The sequence below is a fragment of the Occultella aeris genome (genome assembly GCF_902703175.1).
GTDB classification, from domain to species: Bacteria; Actinomycetota; Actinomycetes; order Actinomycetales; family Beutenbergiaceae; genus Occultella; species Occultella aeris.
Window position 1 is genome coordinate 127,231 of sequence record NZ_CACRYJ010000034.1, and the last position, 18,720, is coordinate 145,950.

At 68.5% G+C, this 18,720-nt stretch carries 16 protein-coding genes; 11 read left to right on the forward strand and 5 right to left on the reverse strand.

The genetic code is table 11. The features are described 5' to 3' along the window. Window positions 1-35: 35 nt before the first annotated feature. Window positions 36-977: an SRPBCC family protein gene (locus HALOF300_RS12550; RefSeq protein WP_197522522.1), complete on the reverse strand. Its 942-nt coding sequence runs from the start codon at window positions 975-977 to the stop codon at window positions 36-38. 28 nt (window positions 978-1,005) lie between these two features. Continuing rightward, window positions 1,006-1,335: an ArsR/SmtB family transcription factor gene (locus HALOF300_RS12555; RefSeq protein WP_156741275.1), complete on the reverse strand. Its 330-nt coding sequence runs from the start codon at window positions 1,333-1,335 to the stop codon at window positions 1,006-1,008. Between the two features lie 65 nt (window positions 1,336-1,400). On the opposite strand from HALOF300_RS12555, the gene HALOF300_RS12560 reads away from it, so the two are divergent. The 4 genes from HALOF300_RS12560 to HALOF300_RS12575 all read left to right on the forward strand — a co-directional run bounded on the left by HALOF300_RS12560 (window position 1,401) and on the right by HALOF300_RS12575 (window position 6,338). Beyond that, the gene (locus HALOF300_RS12560; protein ID WP_156741276.1) at window positions 1,401-1,835 is read left to right on the forward strand and encodes a hypothetical protein; all 435 of its coding nucleotides are present in this window, start codon (window positions 1,401-1,403) and stop codon (window positions 1,833-1,835) included. A 276-nt stretch (window positions 1,836-2,111) separates the two neighbouring features. Next, window positions 2,112-2,876, forward strand: a complete 765-nt coding sequence (locus HALOF300_RS12565) for a 3-ketoacyl-ACP reductase (protein ID WP_156741277.1) — start codon at window positions 2,112-2,114, stop codon at window positions 2,874-2,876. A gap of 57 nt (window positions 2,877-2,933) precedes the next feature. Next, window positions 2,934-5,048, forward strand: coding sequence for an FAD-dependent oxidoreductase (locus HALOF300_RS12570; RefSeq protein WP_156741278.1), 2,115 nt, complete (start codon window positions 2,934-2,936; stop codon window positions 5,046-5,048). Window positions 5,049-5,159: 111 nt separating this feature from the next. After that, a complete protein-coding gene (locus HALOF300_RS12575; RefSeq protein WP_156741279.1) occupies window positions 5,160-6,338 on the forward strand; it encodes a flavin-containing monooxygenase in 1,179 nt (392 codons plus the stop codon). Here HALOF300_RS12575 and HALOF300_RS12580 read toward each other — a convergent pair. From HALOF300_RS12580 to HALOF300_RS12590, 3 genes are read right to left on the reverse strand one after another with little or no spacing between them, the layout of a single operon-like run. Beyond that, a complete protein-coding gene (locus HALOF300_RS12580; protein ID WP_156741280.1) occupies window positions 6,293-6,856 on the reverse strand; it encodes an outer membrane protein assembly factor BamB family protein in 564 nt (187 codons plus the stop codon). The two genes, HALOF300_RS12575 and HALOF300_RS12580, sit on opposite strands and share 46 nt — an antisense overlap. A gap of 37 nt (window positions 6,857-6,893) precedes the next feature. Continuing rightward, on the reverse strand, window positions 6,894-8,351 hold the full coding sequence (locus HALOF300_RS12585; RefSeq protein ID WP_231955301.1) for a sulfatase family protein: 1,458 nt from the start codon (window positions 8,349-8,351) through the stop codon (window positions 6,894-6,896). 58 nt (window positions 8,352-8,409) lie between these two features. Next, complete coding sequence (locus HALOF300_RS12590; RefSeq protein WP_156741282.1) at window positions 8,410-9,864, reverse strand: sulfatase family protein; 1,455 nt, start codon at window positions 9,862-9,864, stop codon at window positions 8,410-8,412. A gap of 164 nt (window positions 9,865-10,028) precedes the next feature. Between HALOF300_RS12590 and HALOF300_RS12595 the strand changes: the two genes are divergently transcribed. From HALOF300_RS12595 to HALOF300_RS12620, 7 genes are all read left to right on the forward strand, one after another. Next, entirely contained in the window at window positions 10,029-11,039 is a 1,011-nt protein-coding gene (locus HALOF300_RS12595; RefSeq protein ID WP_156741283.1) for a LacI family DNA-binding transcriptional regulator, read from the forward strand. Window positions 11,040-11,190: 151 nt separating this feature from the next. Continuing rightward, on the forward strand, window positions 11,191-11,325 hold the full coding sequence (locus tag HALOF300_RS27530; protein ID WP_269455286.1) for a hypothetical protein: 135 nt from the start codon (window positions 11,191-11,193) through the stop codon (window positions 11,323-11,325). After that, window positions 11,325-12,353 (forward strand): ABC transporter permease, encoded by a 1,029-nt coding sequence (locus tag HALOF300_RS12600; protein ID WP_156741284.1) that lies wholly within the window; start codon window positions 11,325-11,327, stop codon window positions 12,351-12,353. Before HALOF300_RS27530 ends, HALOF300_RS12600 begins: the two co-directional genes overlap by 1 nt. After that, complete coding sequence (locus HALOF300_RS12605) at window positions 12,350-13,237, forward strand: carbohydrate ABC transporter permease (protein WP_156741285.1); 888 nt, start codon at window positions 12,350-12,352, stop codon at window positions 13,235-13,237. Before HALOF300_RS12600 ends, HALOF300_RS12605 begins: the two co-directional genes overlap by 4 nt. Before the next feature lie 68 nt (window positions 13,238-13,305). Next, a complete protein-coding gene (locus HALOF300_RS12610; protein WP_197522523.1) occupies window positions 13,306-14,967 on the forward strand; it encodes an extracellular solute-binding protein in 1,662 nt (553 codons plus the stop codon). Beyond that, on the forward strand, window positions 14,964-15,647 hold the full coding sequence (locus HALOF300_RS12615) for a DUF1961 family protein (RefSeq protein WP_156741287.1): 684 nt from the start codon (window positions 14,964-14,966) through the stop codon (window positions 15,645-15,647). The genes HALOF300_RS12610 and HALOF300_RS12615 overlap by 4 nt, the downstream gene beginning before the upstream one ends. A 58-nt stretch (window positions 15,648-15,705) precedes the next feature. Further along, window positions 15,706-18,639 (forward strand): polysaccharide lyase family 8 super-sandwich domain-containing protein, encoded by a 2,934-nt coding sequence (locus HALOF300_RS12620; RefSeq protein ID WP_197522524.1) that lies wholly within the window; start codon window positions 15,706-15,708, stop codon window positions 18,637-18,639. Window positions 18,640-18,720 lie beyond the last annotated feature (81 nt).

An 18,720-nucleotide genomic window follows, 5' to 3' on the forward strand; every position in this document is an offset into this window, starting at 1 on the left:
CCGCGGAGCGGGCGCGTGACCTTGAACACCGCGAGTCAGGCGCCGAGCGACTGTGCCAGCTGGCCGAGGGTGAACTCCCAGCCCTGACGGTAGGAGGCCGCGGGCGCGTCGTCGACCCACGGCCCACTGTGCCGGACCCGCACGACGCAACCTCCGCCGTCGGGCACTATCCGTACGTCGACGGCCTCGTCCGGCACGGAACCGTCCGCGTCCTCCCAGACCCACGTGAACGCCAGGTGCCCGGGTTCCTCGAGCGCGAGATAGGACCCCCGGAGCGTGATGCCCGCACCCGGTGCCTCGATGCGGTAGCCGCCGCCGATGCGCGCGTCGACCTCGAACCGCACGTCGGCCCAGTGGCGCCACCACCAGGAGCGCAGGCCGTCGGTCGTCGTGAACGCGGCCCAGACCCGGTCCGGCGATGCTTCCACCCGCTGCGCGAGCTCGAGCGGAGCCCGCGTGATGGTGCGCCACTGCGCGGCGGCGTCCGCCTCCACCACGTCGCCGGCGGTGCCGTCCGGCGGCACCGCGTCGCCGGCGGCGCCGTCCGGCGCGCCGAGGCTGCGTGCGAGTGCGTGCAGGCACTGCTCCCACCCACCGCCGTACCCGACGGCGTGGGCCGGCTCGGCGAGGGAGTGCTGCAGACTCAGTTCGGTCGTCCCGGCGTCGAGCGCGGTGATGCGCGCGGAGATGACGCTCTCGGCCTCGCCCTGCCACGACCACGAGACGGCGATCTCCTCGGCTGAGCAGGACAGCACGCGGCCGGCGGCGACGTCGTCGGTCTCATCGCTGAGCAGCGCCGTGAACGCGTCGCCCGGAGCGCTCGGCGAGCCGGCGACGTCGCCGAACCAGCGGGCGAGGCGCTCAGGGTCCGTGCAGGCGTCGTGGACCTGCGCGGGTGTGGCGCGGTACGTGCGCCGGAACGTCAGGGTGGGTCGCTCGGCAGTACCGGTGAGTGCTCGCCGGATCGTGTCTTCCATCGGTTGTCCTCTCGCAACTGGTGGGGCGTCAGGCCCTCTTTGGGCGGGCGCCGCGGGCAAGCTCGGTCTCGAGCGCATCCAGCCGCTGTGGCCAGAGTCGGGCGTATCGGTCGATCCAGGCGGTCACGTCGTCGAGTGCGCCGGGGACCAGCCGGTAGATCCGGCGTGAGCCCGCGGGCAGGGACTCGATGACCTCGGCCTCACGCAGCACGCGCAACTGGTTGGAGACCGCCGGCTGGCCCACGCCGAACTCGGCCCGGATGACTTCGCCGACCCTGCCTGCGGGCCGTTCGCCCTCCGCGAGCACCTCGACGATCCGTCGGCGGACCGGATCGGCGAGGAGGGCGAATGAATTCACAAGATAGTGATATCACGGATCGATGATGTTCGCCAGGGCCGATGCCCCACGGGCAGGATGGGTCCATGGACGATCCGCACATCATGGGAGAGGGCTGCGCCCCCACGCCGTTCACCGCCGACGAGATCCGGATGGGTTGCCCGGACGGCCACACGTTGCGCGTCCGCACCACGGCCGGGGACGCGGTCCGCGAGGCCGTGCACCGGTTCGAGGATGGCGATGCGGGCGGCGTGACCCTTTCGCAGGAAGTCGACGGCGAGGTGAGCTCCCGGCGGGTGCGCTGGGTCGATCTGCAGACGCACGCCTCCTTCCCCGCCGAGCGCACCACGATCGAGCCGGAGCGCATCACGACCCCGCTCGGCGAACTCGACTGCCTGCGCTATTCGGTCCGGCGCGAGGGTCTCATGACGTTCTGGTTCGCGACCGCACACCCGGGCATGCCCGTCCGGTACGTCGGCGGTGGCTCCGTCACCGAGGTTGTCAGCATCGGGCGGGCCTGAGGCGAGAGCGTCGAGGAGGCCGACCGCCGAGGGGCCGGCCCGCCCGCCCTGTGGTGCGATTCCGTCGTACCGGGTACGTCGAGACCAAACCGCTACCGCAGCGGACGCCGGGCTGGCTTCGCCCAAGGGTCGTGCAGTACGGAAAGCGCTTGCCAATCGCGTCGGGATCGGTGATCATGGATTGTCCCGCTCGGCACGCCGCCGCGCGGGGACGCCCGGCCCGGACGCTCGGTCCGCGTCCGAAACCCGGTCTGTAAACCCACGAAGGAGCCCAGCGTGCCCAAGGTCGCACTCGTCACCGGCGGAAACCGTGGCATCGGCCTCGGCATCACCAAGGAGCTGCTCGGCGAGGGGTACGCCGTCGCGATCCTCGCGACCCGCGAGGAACCCACCGAGCTGATCGCCGAACTGAGCGAGCTCGGCGAGGTCAGTTACGTGCGGGGCAGCGTTGCCGAGCTGGCCGACCATCGCCGCTACGTCGATGCCGCGCTCGAACGCTGGGGCCGCATCGACCTGCTCGTGAACAACGCAGGCGTCGCGCCGGCCGAGCGCAACGACCTCCTCGTAGCCACGCCGGAGAGCTTCGACCGAGTCCTCGAGATCAACCTTCGCGGCCCGTACTTCCTCACCCAACTGGTCGCCAACGCGATGATCGAGCGCCGCGCGCAGGACCCCGATGGCGTCGTCGGGACGATCATCAATGTCTCCTCGATCTCGGCGCAGGCCGTCTCGGTCAACCGCGGCGAGTACTGCATCTCCAAGGCCGGCGTCGGCATGGCGACCCAGCTCTGGGCCGTCCGCCTGGCCCCCGAGGGCATCGTCGTGTACGAGGTCCGCCCCGGCGTGATCGCGACCGACATGACGGCGGGGGTCAAGGAGAAGTACGACGCGCAGTTCGCCGGCGGGCTCGCTCCGATACCGAGGTGGGGCACCCCGCTGGACGTCGCGGGCGCCGTCGTCCAGCTCTCGGCGGGACGGATGCCGTACTCCACCGGTGACGTGATCAACGTCGGCGGCGGCATGCAGATCCCGCGGCTCTGAAGCCACACGCTCCCGACGGTTCCAGCCGACCGTCACCATGCTCGAGAAGGACACACGATGACCGAGACCGCAGTCCCCGGATCCGAGACCCTCACCATCGCCGGGATCGAGGTGCCCGTGGTCACCGCCAACACCGTGGTGGTCGGCACCGGCTCGGCCGGCTTCTGCGCCGCTGACCGGCTCTGGGAGTTCGGCCAGGACGACGTCGTGATGGTCACCGACAAGGTCGGCGCCGGGGCCAGCCGCAACGCCGGCTCGGACAAGCAGACCTATTACAAGCTGACCCTCTCCGGAGACGACGGCGACTCGGTCCACGAGATGGCGAAGACGCTGTTCTCCGGCGGCGCGATGGACGGCGACAACGCGCTCGCCGAGGCCGCGCTCTCCGCCCGCGGGTTCCTGCGCCTGTGCGACCTGGGCGTGCCGTTCCCGCAGAACCGGTACGGGGAGTTCATCGGCTACAAGACCGACCACGACCCGCGCCGCCGGGCCACCTCGGTGGGGCCGTACACCTCGCGGTCCATGGTCGAGCAGCTCGAGAAGAAGGTCCACCGCAACGGCACCCGCATCTACGACGAGTGCCGCGTCATCGACCTGATCGTGATCGAGGGCGCGATCGCCGGCCTGCTCGTGCTCCGCCAGGATGTCCCGGCGGACTCCGAGGAGTCCCAGTACCTGCTGTTCCGCACGATGAACATCGTCTACGCCACCGGTGGGCCGGCCGGGATCTACGCCACCCGGGTGTTTCCGAACGGCCAGTGGGGTGCGTCCGGCGCTGCCTACCGCGGCGGCGTGCACGGCAAGAACCTCACCGAGTGGCAGTTCGGGCTGGCCTCGACCAAACCGCGCTGGAACGTCTCCGGCACCTATATGCAGGTCATCCCGCGGTTCGTCTCCACCGACGCCGACGGCAACGACGAGCGCGAGTTCCTCACCGAGGCCATTCCCGACTACGGCCGGCTCATGACCCTGGTGTTCCTCAAGGGCTACCAGTGGCCCTTCGACATCCGCAAGGCCCGCGACGGGTCCTCCCTGATCGACCTGCTCGTCTACCGCGAGACCGTGCTGCGGGGGCGACGGGTGTTCCTGGACTTCCGGTCCAACCCGGTCCGCCCCGACTTCGACCCGAGCGCGCTCGCCCCCGAGGCGTATGAATACCTGGACAAGGCCGGCGTGCTGTTCGGCACCCCGATCGAGCGGCTACGCCGGATGAACGAGCCCGCCTACCAGTTCTACCTGGACCGCAACCCCTACGTGGACCTCGAGACTGAGCTGCTCGAAGTGGACGTCTGCGCCCAGCACAACAACGGCGGCCTGGTCGTCGACGCCTGGTGGCAGTCGAACGTGGCCGGCTTCTTCCCCGTCGGCGAAGCCGGCGGTGCTCACGGTGTCTACCGCCCGGGTGGGGCTGCCCTGAACAGCGGCCAGGTGGGCGCCACCCGCGCGGCCCAGTTCATCGCGGCCCGCCGCACGCAGGACCCGGTCGCGGTCGAGAAGTTCAGCGCCGCGGCGAGGCCCGTCCTCGCCGACGCCCTCGCCCTGGTCGAGCGCGCCACCGCGCGCGCGGCCGCCGGTACTCCGGACAACACCGGCGACCTCCTGCGCGAGGTAGCCGAGCTCATGAGCGCGAAGGCCGGTCCGGTCCGCTCGGCGGCGTCCATCGACGAGGCGCTCGTCCAGGTCCACAGGTGGCTCAGCCAGTACGACGAACTTGTCAGCGCGGACGCCTCCTCTCGTCGTTCGGTGAACCGCACGTTCCTGGTTCGGGACATCCTCACGACGGCGTACGTGTACCTGTCCGCGATGGCGGACTACGTGGGCCATGGCGGCCGCTCGCGCGGCTCGGTCCTGTACACCGACCCCGACGGCGGACTGCCGCTGGTCGGTCATGGCGAGAATGCCGAGCAGGAGCTGGACCTCCCGGACATCTTCCGGTTCACGCTCGACGGCGGCGCCCTCGACCCGGAGGTCCAGGAGTCCGCGTGGGCTCGCCCGGGCGAGTCCGGCGACGGCGCAGGCCTGGCCGGGTGGGTCGGCCCGGTCTCGCGGGAGGTCGCCGACCCGGCCGGTCGGCCGTTGTTCCGGTGGCGACCGGTGCGGCCGATCCCGTCCGGCGACGACTTCTTCGAGAACGTCTGGCGCCAGTTCCGGGAGGACGGCAACATCCACTGATCGTGCGTGGGCACCGCAGTAGCCGGGCGCGTCCGGACTCGCTCTCAACTCCGGGCATCGGGTGACCCCGAATACGGCGTGGCTCGTCGGAAAACGGCCTAGGCTCCGCTCGTGAGCTCCGAGGACGTCGTCGTCATCGGCGCGGGACCCGCCGGCCTCGCTGCCGCGGCCGAGCTCCGCCGTCACGGCGTGCGTGCCCTGATCCTTGAGCGGTCGGAGGCAGTCGGCGCCGCCTGGCGCGGCCGCTACGACAGCCTCCGCCTCCACACGCCCCGTGAGCTGTCCGGTCTACCCGGGCTGGCCATCCCACGGGAGATGACTCGCTGGGTGGCCCGCGACGATCTCGTGAGCTATCTCGAGCAGTACGCGGCCCATCACAGGCTGGACGTCCAGTTCGGCGCCGAGGTGACCGGGATCGATCGGACGCCGACCGGAGCCTGGCGGGTGACGCTCACCGACGGCGGCATCCTCACGGTGGCACATGTGGTCGTCGCAGCGGGCAACAGCAACACGACCGTGCCGCTCGGCGTTCCCGGCGCGGACACATTCACCGGTGACCTGGTGCCCGGCTCCGAGTACACGAACGGGATCCGGTTCGCCGGCCGCCGCGTGCTCGTGGTCGGCTCGGGCAACACCGGCACCGACGTCGCGGTGGATCTGGTCGGGCACGGGGCCGCGTCCGTCTGGATCGCGGTCCGTACCCCGCCGCACATCCTTCCCCGCAACCGTGGGCCGGTGGCCGCCCAGCACGCAGGAGTCATTGTGCGGCACCTGCCGCTGCCGGTCGCCGACCGGCTCGGCTGGGTCGTCACCCGCATCGCGACCCCCGGACTGCGGTCCCACGGGCTGCGCCGGCCGCGCACCGGACTGCTGACGCGCGTGGTCCGCGACGGCAAGATCCCGGTCCTGGACCACGGCATCGTGGGAGCGATCCAGGCCGGCACGGTCCGCCCGGTCGCGGCACTGGCCCGCCTTGATGGCTCGGACGCCGTGCTCGTAGACGGCTCTCGCTTCGCGGTGGACGCCCTCGTGGCCGCCACCGGCTACCGGCGGGGACTGGAGCCGCTTGTCGGTGCGCTCGGCGTCCTCGACGGGACGGGACGTCCTCGAGGCGGCGGCGGGCGCCAGGTACCGGGAGCGCCGGGGCTATGGTTCATCGGTTACACCGACCCGATCTCGGGGATGCTCCGTGAGATCCGCATCGAGTCCCGCCGCCTCGCCAACGCGATCGCCGCCGGCGCCCGTCAGCGGACGTCCCACGCGGTCAGGGTGGTTCCACCCACGGTGTAGAGGCGATCCCCGTCGGGTACCACCGTGTTCCACCAGTCGCGGATCGGGATCTCCCAGAGTTGTTCTCCGGTGCGTACATCGAAACCGACGAAGGCGCCGTCGTCGCCCGAGCCGGACTGGGCGCCGGCCCAGCCCGCGATGACGTACCCGTCGCCGATGCTGGTGCAGCCGAAGCCGGCCAGTGGCGGCAGGGACCACTCCTCGGCCCCCGTCTCCTCACTCAGCGCCCGGACCGATCGGTTCCCGTCCGTGGTGAGTACGGTGCCTCCGAGACGGGCCACCGGCCACTCTCCGGTGCGAACCCAGAGCACCTCACCGGTCTCGATGGAGCTGGCGACAGCATCGATCGGCGGTCCCTCCAGCCGGCTGGGACCGGCATCCTCCTCGGCGATGAGGATTCCGGAGCTCGGGTCGTCATCGACGCCCAGATACTCCTGGTCGGCGGGCAGGACGGTGGCACCTGAGTCACGGCCGGAACCGGACGGCGCCTGCCGAGGGTGCTCGCGATGCGCCCTCATCACGTGCTTGACCGCTGCCGATGCGCAATCCGGGCGGTCAGAGCCGCGCCGCCGAGCATGGCTCGGGCACGACAACCTGGCTGGCGTCCCGATGCTCCGACACTCCTGGCGGCATCGGTTGACTCACGTGCGGCTCGTCGTCGACGGCAGCCTGGGCGAGCCACAGCTTGATCTTGAGGGCCTCCCTCACGGCTCGGTACGCCGGGTCGTCGTAGACGTTGCGCAGCTCCGACCGATCCGATGCCAGGTCATAGAGCTCCCACTCCGGTGGATAGCTGAACACTCCCGTGCCCGGCAGTCCCAGACCGTCGTTGTAGTAGTAGATGAGCTTGTACCGCTGGGTCCGATAGCCGTAGTGAGCGGGCGCGTTGTGGAAGACGTCACCGTTCTCCCAGTACCGGTAGTAGACCCCGTCAGCGACCGGCGCTGTCGCGTCGCCGGTCAGTGCGCCCCAGAAGCTCGTCCCCTGCATCCGCGGATGAGGCTCGACGCCGGCTGCCTCGAGAAGCGTGCGCGCAAGGTCGACGTTCGTGACGATGCCGGGATGGACCGTGCCCGCAGCGATGGCTCGAGGGTAGGAGATCACGAACGGCATCCGCAGCGACTCCTCGTACATGAACCTTTTGTCGAACCACCCGTGTTCCCCGAGGAAGAATCCTTGGTCCGAGGAGTACATGAGCACGGTGTCCTCAAACTGGCCGTTGGCCGCTAGCCAATCGGTGACGCGTCCGACGGACTCGTCGACGGCAGCCACGCACCGCAGGTAGTCGGACATGAATCGCTGATACTTCCACTCGGTCTGCCGCTGGTAGGACAACCCTTCGGGAACGTCCTCCTTGAGGTCGGTGGTCGTCAGGTTGTCGGCGATGCGCATGGCTGCCCGTCGCGTGGACGCCGTTCGGCTGGCGTAGTCGTCCTCGAACGTCGCAGGGATGTCGATCGGATCTCGGTAGAGCTCCATGTGGCGGGGATGTGGTTCCCAGGGCCGATGAGGTGCCTTGTGGAACAGCAGCAGGCACCACGGCTGGTCCTCGTCGAGCTGGTCCACCCACTCGAGCGCGAGGTCGGTCATCACATCCGTGGCGTACCCCTCGACGGGGCGCAAGCCGTCGGGTGAGAGGAACTGTGGGTTCCAGTACTCGCCCTGCTCGAGGATGACGTCCCAGTAGTCGAAGCCTTCGGGGTCGTGCCCCGGGCCGTCACCCATGTGCCATTTGCCGACGATGCCCGTGCGGTACCCCGCTGCGCGCAGCTGCGAGACGAATGTAGGCTGGCTGGCATCGATGGGCGTCTCGAGCGTGGTGACACCGTTGATGTGGCTGTACGTTCCCGTCAGGATGCTCGCCCGACTGGGCGAGCACAACGCGTTGGTGGCGAAGCAGTTGTCGAGCCGCGCTCCCCGTGACGCGATCTCATCGATCCTCGGGGTGCTGTTGATCCGCGAGCCGTACGCGCTGATCGCCTGCGCCGCGTGGTCGTCCGAGAGGATGAGCACGATGTTCGGTCCTCTGGGCGCCGCGGCTCCCTGTGAAGCGATCCCCGACGGCGCACCCTCAGTAGACATGTTCACGGCTATCGATATTCAGGTCCGCCATGCCCACTTCGCGCCGCCATGTCGCGTGCAGTCGAGCCAGCCGCTGCACGATCTCCGGATGCTCCGTGGACAGGTCGGTTGTCTCGGCCGGGTCTGCGTCGAGATCGGTCAGCCACTGCCCCGCCTCGACGGCGATGTGCTCGCGATCCCGCAGGTCGTCGAGGTCCTGCGACGGCTCGATGGTGTGCAGCTTCCAGCTCCCGTCACGCACGGCCCACTGGAAGTTGGTATCCCAGTGCAAGGCGGCGTGGCTCGCCCGTCCGACTGGGCGAGGACCCGGCAGACCACGGAGCGCATCCAGCTGGTCCACGCCGTCGGTCGCGGCCCAGTCCGACCGGTCCGCCCCGGCCGCTGACAACAGCGTGGGATAGAGGTCCATCGAGCTGACCAGCTCCGAGCAGCGTCGCCCGCCGTCGATTCCGCCGCCTGACCAGCGGACGATGAACGGGGTGCGGATCCCGCCTTCCCACAGCGTGTACTTCCCGCCCCGCAGCGGGGCGTTGTCACCGTAGTTACAGGTGGAGCCACCGTTGTCCGTGAGATAGACGACGATCGTGTTGTCGGCGAGTCCTCGCTCCTCCAACGTCTGCAACAGGCCGCCGATCTCGGCGTCCATGAGCTCCAGCTGGGCCGCGTAGTAGTCGCGCCCGTGCTCAAGCTCGGGCCAGATCGCGCCGTCGTACCAGGTCGGATAGTCGTCCGTGGACTCCGGCCCCCAGTCGGACTGGTGCGGGAGCCCACGTTCGGCGAGCTCGGTATCGGGGAGCTGCGCGCAGAAGTTGTGCACCGCGTTGAACGAGAGCATCAGGAAGAACGGGACCTCGGCATGATCATCGACGAACTGCCGGGCCCGCCGCCCGAGCTCGGCTGTCAGAAAGCCTTCGAACTCGACCTCCGCGTCGTTCTCCCACAAGGGCTGCACTGCCATGCGCCACGACGCCTCCTCGCCGTACTCCTCGACCGCAGCCCGAGAGTGGCGCAGATAGTTCAGCCGGCCCATCTGCATCCCGGCAAGCCCGTAGAACGACTCGTCGAACCCGTGATTCGGCGGGCATGCTCGGTCACCGGGCTGTTCGGGACCGTAGTGGACCTTGCCGAGGTACCCGGTGGCGTATCCCAGCGCACCGAAGCGTTCGGGCAGAACCGTGCGCTCATTGGGGAACCGACTGGTGCCGAACCACGTTGCCCCCCAGCGCTGCTGATAGGCCCCCGCGATCAGACCGGACCGCGACGGGCTGCAGATCGGGGCCGTCACGTAGGCGTTGGCGCACTCCACTCCCTCCGCGGCGAGGCGGTCCAAGTGCGGTGTGCGGACTCGGTCGTCGTGGCCGAACCGGCCGAAGTCTCCGTATCCGTGATCGTCCGAGAGGACTACCACGATGTTGGGTCGGACCGGTCTCGCACTGCTCTCCATCGTGCCCCAATTCGCCGCTGATTCTCGCCCTGCACGCGGGCGAACGTTCGCCTACCGTAGGCCATCCAACCCCCGATTCGTCAAGAACGGCTCGATCGCATCCGCTGAACCACGGCAGACCGCAGTAAGGTGCAGGGAACGTTCGCCTGAGGAGGGAATGACGAGTGTCCTCGGTTTCGCTCAAGGATGTCGCGGCTGCCGCCGATGTCAGTTTCCAGACTGTCAGCAAGGTGCTCAACGGCAAGGGCAGCGTGGCCCCGAAGACCCGCAGCCGGATCCTCGAAGCCGCCGGGTCCCTGGGCTACGTTCCCAACGCGCTGGCCCGGAGCCTGCAGGGCACGAGCACCCATACGATCGGCGTGATCTCGACCGACTTCAGCAGGCCCGAGGTTGCGCTGAACATCGTCGGGATCGAGCACGAGGCTCGTCGCCACGACGTCGCGGTGATCATCGGAAGCCTGGATCCCGACGGCACGGACTGCGAGCGCTATCTGCGAGTCATGCTGGAACGACGGGTCGACGGCGTGATCATGAACGCTCCGGCGACGGAGCACTACCCCCGTGTCGGCGAGTTGCTGCGCGACAGCTTCACGGCGGTCTCGCTGCACGAGGTCGCGGGTGGAGGCGTTCCCGTGGTCCGCCCGAATGCCCAGGATTCCGGCCTTCTTCCCACACGCCACCTCCTCCAGCTCGGCCACACCAGGATTGCGACGATCACAGGCCAGGCCGGGAGGCGGATCACCGAGCACCGCACCGAGGGATATCGGCGGGCCCTCGAGCAGCGCAGCGTGGCGTTCGACGCGACGATCGTCGAACCCGGGGAATGGACGGTCGAGGGTGGCTATGCGGCGACCCACCGGCTGCTGGACCGTGCCGAGGACGTCACGGCCATCTATGTCCAGAATGACCGGATGGCGATCGGTGCGCTGAGCGCCCTTCACGACCGCGGACTCCGCGTCCCCGACGACTGCTCCGTCGTCGGGTGCGACGGTGTCGCCGAGTCCGCGCGCACCATCCCACCGCTGACCACGGTGCACATCCCCTTCCACGAGACGGGCGAGACAGCCACACGGCTGCTGCTGGACATCATCTCGGGCCAGTCGAAACCCCGATCGATCACACTGCCGGTGTCGATGGTGTACCGGTCGTCGACGGCGTCACCACAGCCCCGCTGACCAATCTCCGCTGGCGGTCTCGTCGACCGCCGTCCCAAGTCTGCGGTCGCTGCCCCTTGACCGCCATCCATGCTCGGCTCTACCGTAGACGAACGTTCGCCTAAACTTGGCTCATCACGCCAGTGCGGACCCGCTGCGAAGGAGCACCGAGATGACCTCACGATCCCCGATGCCGGGCGATCACGTCTTCCGACGCCGACTGCCCGGGCTTGTCGTCGGTGGCGGCGCCCCCACGTCCGCGAGCGGGTCGCTCGACGGCTTCGGCTCCGTGTCCGCCGCTCAGTGATGGCGACGCTTCCCCAGACGATCGCCAGCCAGTCGGCCGACCGCTCACCGGCGCACTCCGGCGACGCTGCCCTGGGTCCGGGCCTGCGCAGGCGCGTGACCGAGGGCAGGGACGGGCGAGGGTCCTGGAGGTCCCGGCTGCGCCGTGACTGGGTCCTGGTGGCGATGGTGGCGCCGGGTCTGGTGCTGCTGGTGCTGTTTCAGTACGTGCCGTTGTTGGGCAACGTGATCGCGTTCCAGGACTACGTGCCGTTCCTCGGGTTCGGGGGTTCGGAGTTCGTGGGGCTGGAGAACTTCCGGACCCTGTTCGCTGATGATGCGTTCTGGAACTCGTTGGTCAACACGCTGCTGATCACGTTGTTGAACCTGGCGTTGTTCTTCCCGGTGCCGATCGTGCTGGCGTTACTGCTGGACAGCTTGTTCCACGACCGGGTCAAGAAGCTGGTCCAGGGCGTGATGTTCCTGCCGCACTTCATCTCCTGGGTGGTGATCGTGGCGCTGTTCACCCAGCTGCTGGGAGGGGCCGGGCTGCTGAACCAGTTCCTTTTGCAGCAGGGGATGGACCCAGTGCAGATCATCGGGAACGCCTCGATCTTCAAGCTGTTGCTGGTGGCGCAGGTGATCTGGAAGGACGCCGGCTGGGCCTGCATCATCTTCTTGGCGGCGTTGGCCAGCATCGACACGCAGCTGTATGAGTCGGCCGCGGTCGATGGCGCCCGGTACTGGCGCCGCCTGTGGCACGTGACCCTGCCCGGGATCATGCCGGTGATCGTCATCCTGTTGATCCTGCGCCTCGGCGACGCCCTGACCGTGGGTTTCGAGCAAGTCCTGCTGCAACGCGACATGGTCGGCCCCCAGGCCGGCGAAGTGCTCGACACCTACGTGTACTTCTTCGGGGTGCAGGGCGGCAACTGGTCGGTCGCCGCAGCGGCCGGGTTGCTGAAGGCGGTCGTGGGGCTGGGGCTGGTGCTCTCAGCCAACTCGCTCGCGCACCGGTTCGGCCAGGAGGGGGTGTACCAGCGGTCATGAGATACGCCTCCAACCGTCCGGCCTGGATGGAGAAACCCTCCCCCGCCGTGCTGGCACTCAAGATCGTGGCGTTGTCGGCGATCGTGTTCCTGGTTCTGTTCCCGTTCGTGGTCGTCGTCGCCACCAGCATCTCCACCGAGCATGCGATCGCCCAGGCCGGCGGCCTAGTGGTGATCCCCACCGAGGTCAACTTCGAGGCCTACCGGCAGATCCTGACAGGTGGCGTGATCACCCAAGCTGTGCTCGTCAGCATCGGCATCACAGGTGTGGGCACCCTGCTCAGCGTCACCGTCACGGTACTGGCCGCCTACGGGTTGTCACGGCCGGAGTCCTTCGGGCACCGGCCGCTGCTGTACACGGCGCTGTTCACGCTGCTGTTCGCCCCCGGCATCATTCCCATGTACCTGACCGTCAAACAACTCGGCCTGCTCAACAGCTACTGGTCGCTCATCCTGCCCACCGCGATCAGCGCCTTCAACCTCGTCATTGTGCGCACCTTCTTCATGCGACTCCCAGGCGAGCTTCTCGATGCCGCACGGGTGGACGGAGCCGGCGAGCTCCGCATCCTTGGCAGCATCGTGCTGCCGATCTCCAAAGCCGTGATCGCCGTCGTCGGACTCTTCTACGGCGTCGCCTACTGGAACTCCTTCTTCAACGCCATGCTCTTCATCACCGACGAGGCCAAATGGCCGCTGCAGGTCATCCTGCGCCTCTACGGGCTGCAGGGACAGCAGATCGAGATCCCCGCCGGCGAGATACCTCCACCCCAACAAGCGATCCAGATGGCCATCGTCGTCCTGGCCATCATTCCCGTCCTGATCGCCTTCCCCTTCGTCCAACGCCACTTCACCAAAGGCGTCGTCATCGGCGCCGTCAAGGGGTAACCGGCATCGCGATGCCGCCGCCCGATCAGCCAGCCACCACCCCTCCCATCCACTCAAAGGAGCACTGGATGAACCCGCAGGGATCCATGTCGTCCGCATTCTCACGCCGGACCTTCCTCAGCACGGCAGCACTGGCAGGCAGCGGCGTGCTGCTGGCTGGCTGCGCCCCCGCGGGCGGGTCGGGGACCGCCCCCACCAGCAGCGGTGCCGCCGCCGCGGCCGAGCTACCCACGTTCATCGCGGCGACCGTCCCCCCGCCTGACCTGCCGGCATCGCCGGGCGGTGTGGAGCCTGGCTACTTCACGTTCCCCACCGACTTGACGGTCTCGGTGCCGGAGCCCCCGGGATCGGGTGAACCGTTGCGGGCGATGGTAATCACCTACAGCCCGCCCGCACCCGGATCGCAGTACATCGCCGCCGTCAACGAGGCCCTGAACGCCCCGATCGACTTCGAGTTCGTCCCGGACGCCGAGTACGAGACCCGGTTCGCGACCGCGAGCGCCGGTGACGACCTGCCCGAGCTGATCCAGCTCCCGGTGTGGGCGAACCTGCCCAGGCTCGGGGAGTTCCTCGAGGCCACCTGCGTCGACCTGACCGACCACCTCAGCGGCGACAACGTCGCCACCTACCCCAACCTCGCCGCGCTGCCCACGATGAGCTGGCGCAACGCCCGCATCAACGGCCGCATCTGGGGCGTGCCCAAGGCGAACAACCCGTTCCCCCGCGCGACCTTCTACCGCAAGGACATCATCGATGGCCGCGGCGTCGAGCTGCCCACCAACGCCGACGAGTTCCTCGCGTTCTGCCAAGAGTTCACCGACCCCAGCAAGGGCGAGTACGCCATCTCCGGCTCCAACACCGGCGCCTACGGTCCCTTCCCGCTGTTCCTGGTCAAGGGCATGTTCCACGTGCCGACCCTCTGGCGTCTGGACGAGACAGTGCTGACGTACTACATCGAGACCGAGGAGTTCGCGGAGGCCCTCGCCTACACCCGGAAGCTCTGGGAGGCGGGCGTCTACCACCCCGACAGCCCCACGATGACCGGACCTCAGTCGAAGGATCTGTTCTCCTCCGGCCGGAGCATGATCATCGAAGACGGCAACGGCGCCTGGAAGCCTTACCTCCAGCTCGGCCTCGAACAGAAGCCTGACCTCCAGATCGGGGCGATCGTCCCGTTCGGCCACGACGGCGGTGAAGGATCGTCATGGCTGGACCCTGGATCCTTCAGCTTCGTCGCCATCACGAATACCGCCAGCGAACGCGTCGAGGAGATGCTGGGCATCATCAACTACACCGCGGCTCCGTTCGGCACCGTCGAGGAGCAGCTGCTCGCGTTCGGCGTCGAGGGCACCCACTTCGACCACACCGACGCCGGCCCGGTCCCGAACGACCTCGGCAAGAAGGAGGTCTACAACAGCTACCGCTTCCTTTCGGCTTCCTCCGGTTACCTGTTCTTTGCCGGGCAGGAGGAGAAGTACACCAAGCCATATCACGCGTGGCAGACCGAGATCGAGAAGATCGCCGTGGCCGACCCTACCCACGGCCACTACTCCGAGACCTGGGCCTCCAAGAAGGCGAGCCTGAACCAGCTCATCCTCGACGACGTGATCGCGATGGTCCTCGGACGCAAGGAGCTCTCCGCCCTGGACGACCTCCGCGCCACGTGGGCGAGCCAGGGCGGCGACGACGTGCGTCAGGAGTTCGAGCAGTCGATCGAGGCCGGTGAGTGACCACCGGTCCGGCGCTCTCCGCTGAGGTCGTCTACGCGAACTCGCTGCGCGCCGCGGCTGACATCGAGGGGTTCCGGATGGAGGGGGACGGCGCCGTCACGTTCCCCCAGGGCCGGATGCGGATCGAGTCCACCCGATCAGCCGATGACGGGCAGGCCGCCAACCTCGTGCTGTGGTGCCCGCAGGTGCTCCCGGACCACGTAGCCATCCGGTGGCGGTTCTGGCCGGTCCGCGAACCGGGGCTGGCGATCATGTTCTTCGCGGCCACCGGCCTGCGTGGCGAGAACGTCCTCGATCCGACGTTGACACCACGCACGGGTGACTACCAGCAGTACCACAGCGGCGACATCCGAACCCTGCACGCCTCCTACTTCCGGCGCCGGTATCCGAGCGAGCGTGCGCTGCACCTGTGCAACCTGCGCAAGAGCCCGGGCTGCCACCTCGTCGCGCAGGGCGCCGACCCGATCCCCGACGTCGCCGATGCCGATCCGCCGTACACGATCACGGTGATCAAGGACGGCTTTCGCGTCGAGGTCTGGGTCAACCAGGTACGCAGCTTCGCCTGGACCGACGACGGAGCCACGGGCGGCGCTCCGCTCACGGCGGGCCAGCTCGGTTTCCGTCAGATGGCCCCGATGATCGGCGAGTACGCCGACCTGGAGGTCCACCGGCTGGGGTGACCGCCACAGGGCACCGATGCCACCGCTACCCCGACCAGAAATCCTTGGAGGAAGTTCAATGCCTGACATATTTCGACGCGTGTCCCGCCGCCAGTTCGTGACCGGCGTCGGTGGCCTCACGGCGGTTTCGATGCTCTCCCCTGTGGTGACGTCGGAGGCGCGGGCGGATACCGCACCGACCGAGGACACGTTCGCAGCCATGCGTGCACGCTGGAGCGACTATCTGACCGGCGGCCAGATCGACCTGTCCGACCCGGTGCTGGCGAACGCGGCCGCCACGGTCGGCACCGAGGCCGAGCAGCACATGCCGCTGATCGACCGCTCAGCGGGCCGCATCCGGGTGTTCACCGATCTGCCGCTGACCGAGGTGGACTCGGCCGGCAGCCCCGAAGGGATCCGCGACACCTTCCTGCGGATGCGAGCACTGGCGCTCGCGTACGCGACCGCTGGTTCGGGCTACCACCAGGACCCGGGTCTGCGTGCCGACCTGCTGGAGGCCCTGGAGACCTGCAACCAGACCTTCTACAACGAGACCCAGCAAGAGTTCGGCAGCTGGTACGTGTTCGAGATCGCGGCGACCAAGGCCATCACTGACGTCTGCACACTCGTGTACGACCACATTCCCAAGGAGGCACTCGCGCGGTACATGGCGGCGATCGACCATTTCGTGCCCGACCCCCGCTACTGCTACCCGCCGGACTCGGACCTGTACCGGCTCTCCACCGGCGCGAACCGGATCGATCTGTGCCAGGCCATCGCGCTGCGCGGGATGCTCGAGCAGGACGTGGACCGGATCGGGGCCGCTCGGGACGCCCTGGCCGAGGTGCTCGTCTACAGCACGCGTCGAGACGGCGTCTACCAGGACGGGTCCTTCGTCCAGCACCAGTTCGTCGCCTACAACGGCGCCTACGGCGGCACCTTCCTGGGCGGCAACGCCAGGCACATGGTGCTGCTGGCCGGCACGCCGTGGGAGTTCAGCGTCGCCGAGCGGCAGTTCATGTTCGACGCGGTGGACAAGGCGTTCCATCCGCTGATCTACAGCAACGAGACGATGGACTTCGTGCGCGGGCGAGCGGCGTCCCGGCGGGGTATCGGCGGTCACGGCTTGGCCATGGTGCACCACACCCTCACGCTCGCCGACACCGCCGACGCTGCGACGGCGGCCCGCTGGAGGTCGACCTGTCAGGGCTGGCTCGATCGCATGGCGTTCCAGGACCCGCTGAGCGGATCGGTCCAGGAGACCGTCGCCATCAAGAGCCTCATGGACGATGCGTCGGTCCCACCGGCACCAGAGATGACCGGGCACTACCTCTTCAACGGCATGGCCCGCGCGGTCCATCGCCGACCGGGTTGGGCTTTGGCGATCGCCATGGCCAGCCAGCGGATCGCGTTCTACGAGACGCTGAACGGCGAGAACCACCACGGCTTCCACACCGGGAACGCCGCGACCTACCTGTACACCGACGACGACGGTCACTACGCCGATGAGTACCAGCCGACGGTGGACCCCTATCGGATCCCGGGCACCACCGTGGACAAGGCTCCGCTGCCGAACCGGCCCTGGGGGGCCTACCCGCGGCCGGAGAACGCGACCTGGGCGGGTGGGACGGTGCTCGACGACTTTGCCGTGATCGGGACAGAGGTAGACGCGCTAACGTCGCCGTTGAGGGGCAAGAAGTCCTGGTTCTGCCTGGATGAGTACGTGGTCGCGCTCGGCTCGGGCATCACCGCGAGGCCGCACCAGGACCTCGCACCGGCGGCGGACGCCCACGTCCGCAGCGGCGAGCACGCCGACAGGAACTACGGCTCGGAGCCGAGCCTGACCCTCAAGGCCGCCGGTAGCCACTACGCCCGGGAGGCGTACCTCGCGTTCGACATCTCCGCCGTCGAGGGCGAGATCGTGGCGGCGTCGCTGCATCTGTACGCCAAGGTCGACGAGGGCACGCATGGCGAGACCGACCTCGACATCCATCGCGTCGACGGCGAGTGGGCCGAGGGCACGATCACCTGGAACAACCGACCTGCAGTCGGCGACCCCCTGGGTTCGGTCCACGTGGACCATGCCCTCAAGTGGTGCTCCACCGACGTCACCTCGTACGTCCAGGAGCGTGCCGGTCAGCCTGCACGGCTGAGCTTCGCCCTCACGCAGAGATCTCCGGACGGACCGGGTCCTTTCACCTCGGTCGTAGGTCGTGCCGGCAACGCCATCTGGCGGCCCTACCTCCGGCTCGAGCTCGCGGACACGTCGGAGGCCACCACCCCGAGCCACATCGAGACGATCGTCGAGAACCGCAACCTGCACGCCGACGGGGTGAACACCCTCATCGTCGACGGCGTCGAGCAATCTCCCCAGCAGGGGTGGAGCGCCGAGCTCGACGGGGTCGGCTGGGCGCACCTGGAGGATGTGGGTGGCTACGTGTTCCCGGGCGGCACGTCGCTGAGCGCACGCCGCGAGGAACGCACGGGCAGCTGGGCGCAGATCAACGACAAGGCTATCGGTGAGGAAGGTGAAGCTCCGATCACCCGCCGGTATCTAACGCTGTGGTTCGACCACGGCACCGACCCGGTCGACCAGACGTACGCTTACCTCCTGGTCCCAGGGGCGAGCATCGAGCGCACGGCCGAGCTCGCCACGAACACAGGAGAGGTCCAGATCCTGGCGAACGACGCGAACCGGCAAGCGGTGCGGGTACCGCGACTGGGCATCACCGCCGTCAACTTCTGGGTCCCGGGCACCATCGCCGGGATCACCGTCGAGCAGCCCTGCTCGGTGATGATCCGGGAACGCGGCGGCGAGCTCAGCGCGGCGATCTCCGACCCCACCCAGCAGCCGGGATCGTTGTCCTTCTCGCTGGCGCGTGCCGGGTATCGGACCGCGGCCGGCGGTCACAACGGGGTGAGTGCAACGGTAGCGCGACGCCTGGTCAGCGTCAGGGTCGACACCAGGGGAACCGACGGTGCCACGCACACCGCGGTGTTCCGTCGTCACTGACGCTCCCGACCGCTCAGGCGCCCGCCTCGAGGTGGTACCTCGAGGCGGCTGGATCGAGGGGCGTTCAATCGCCGTCCTGAC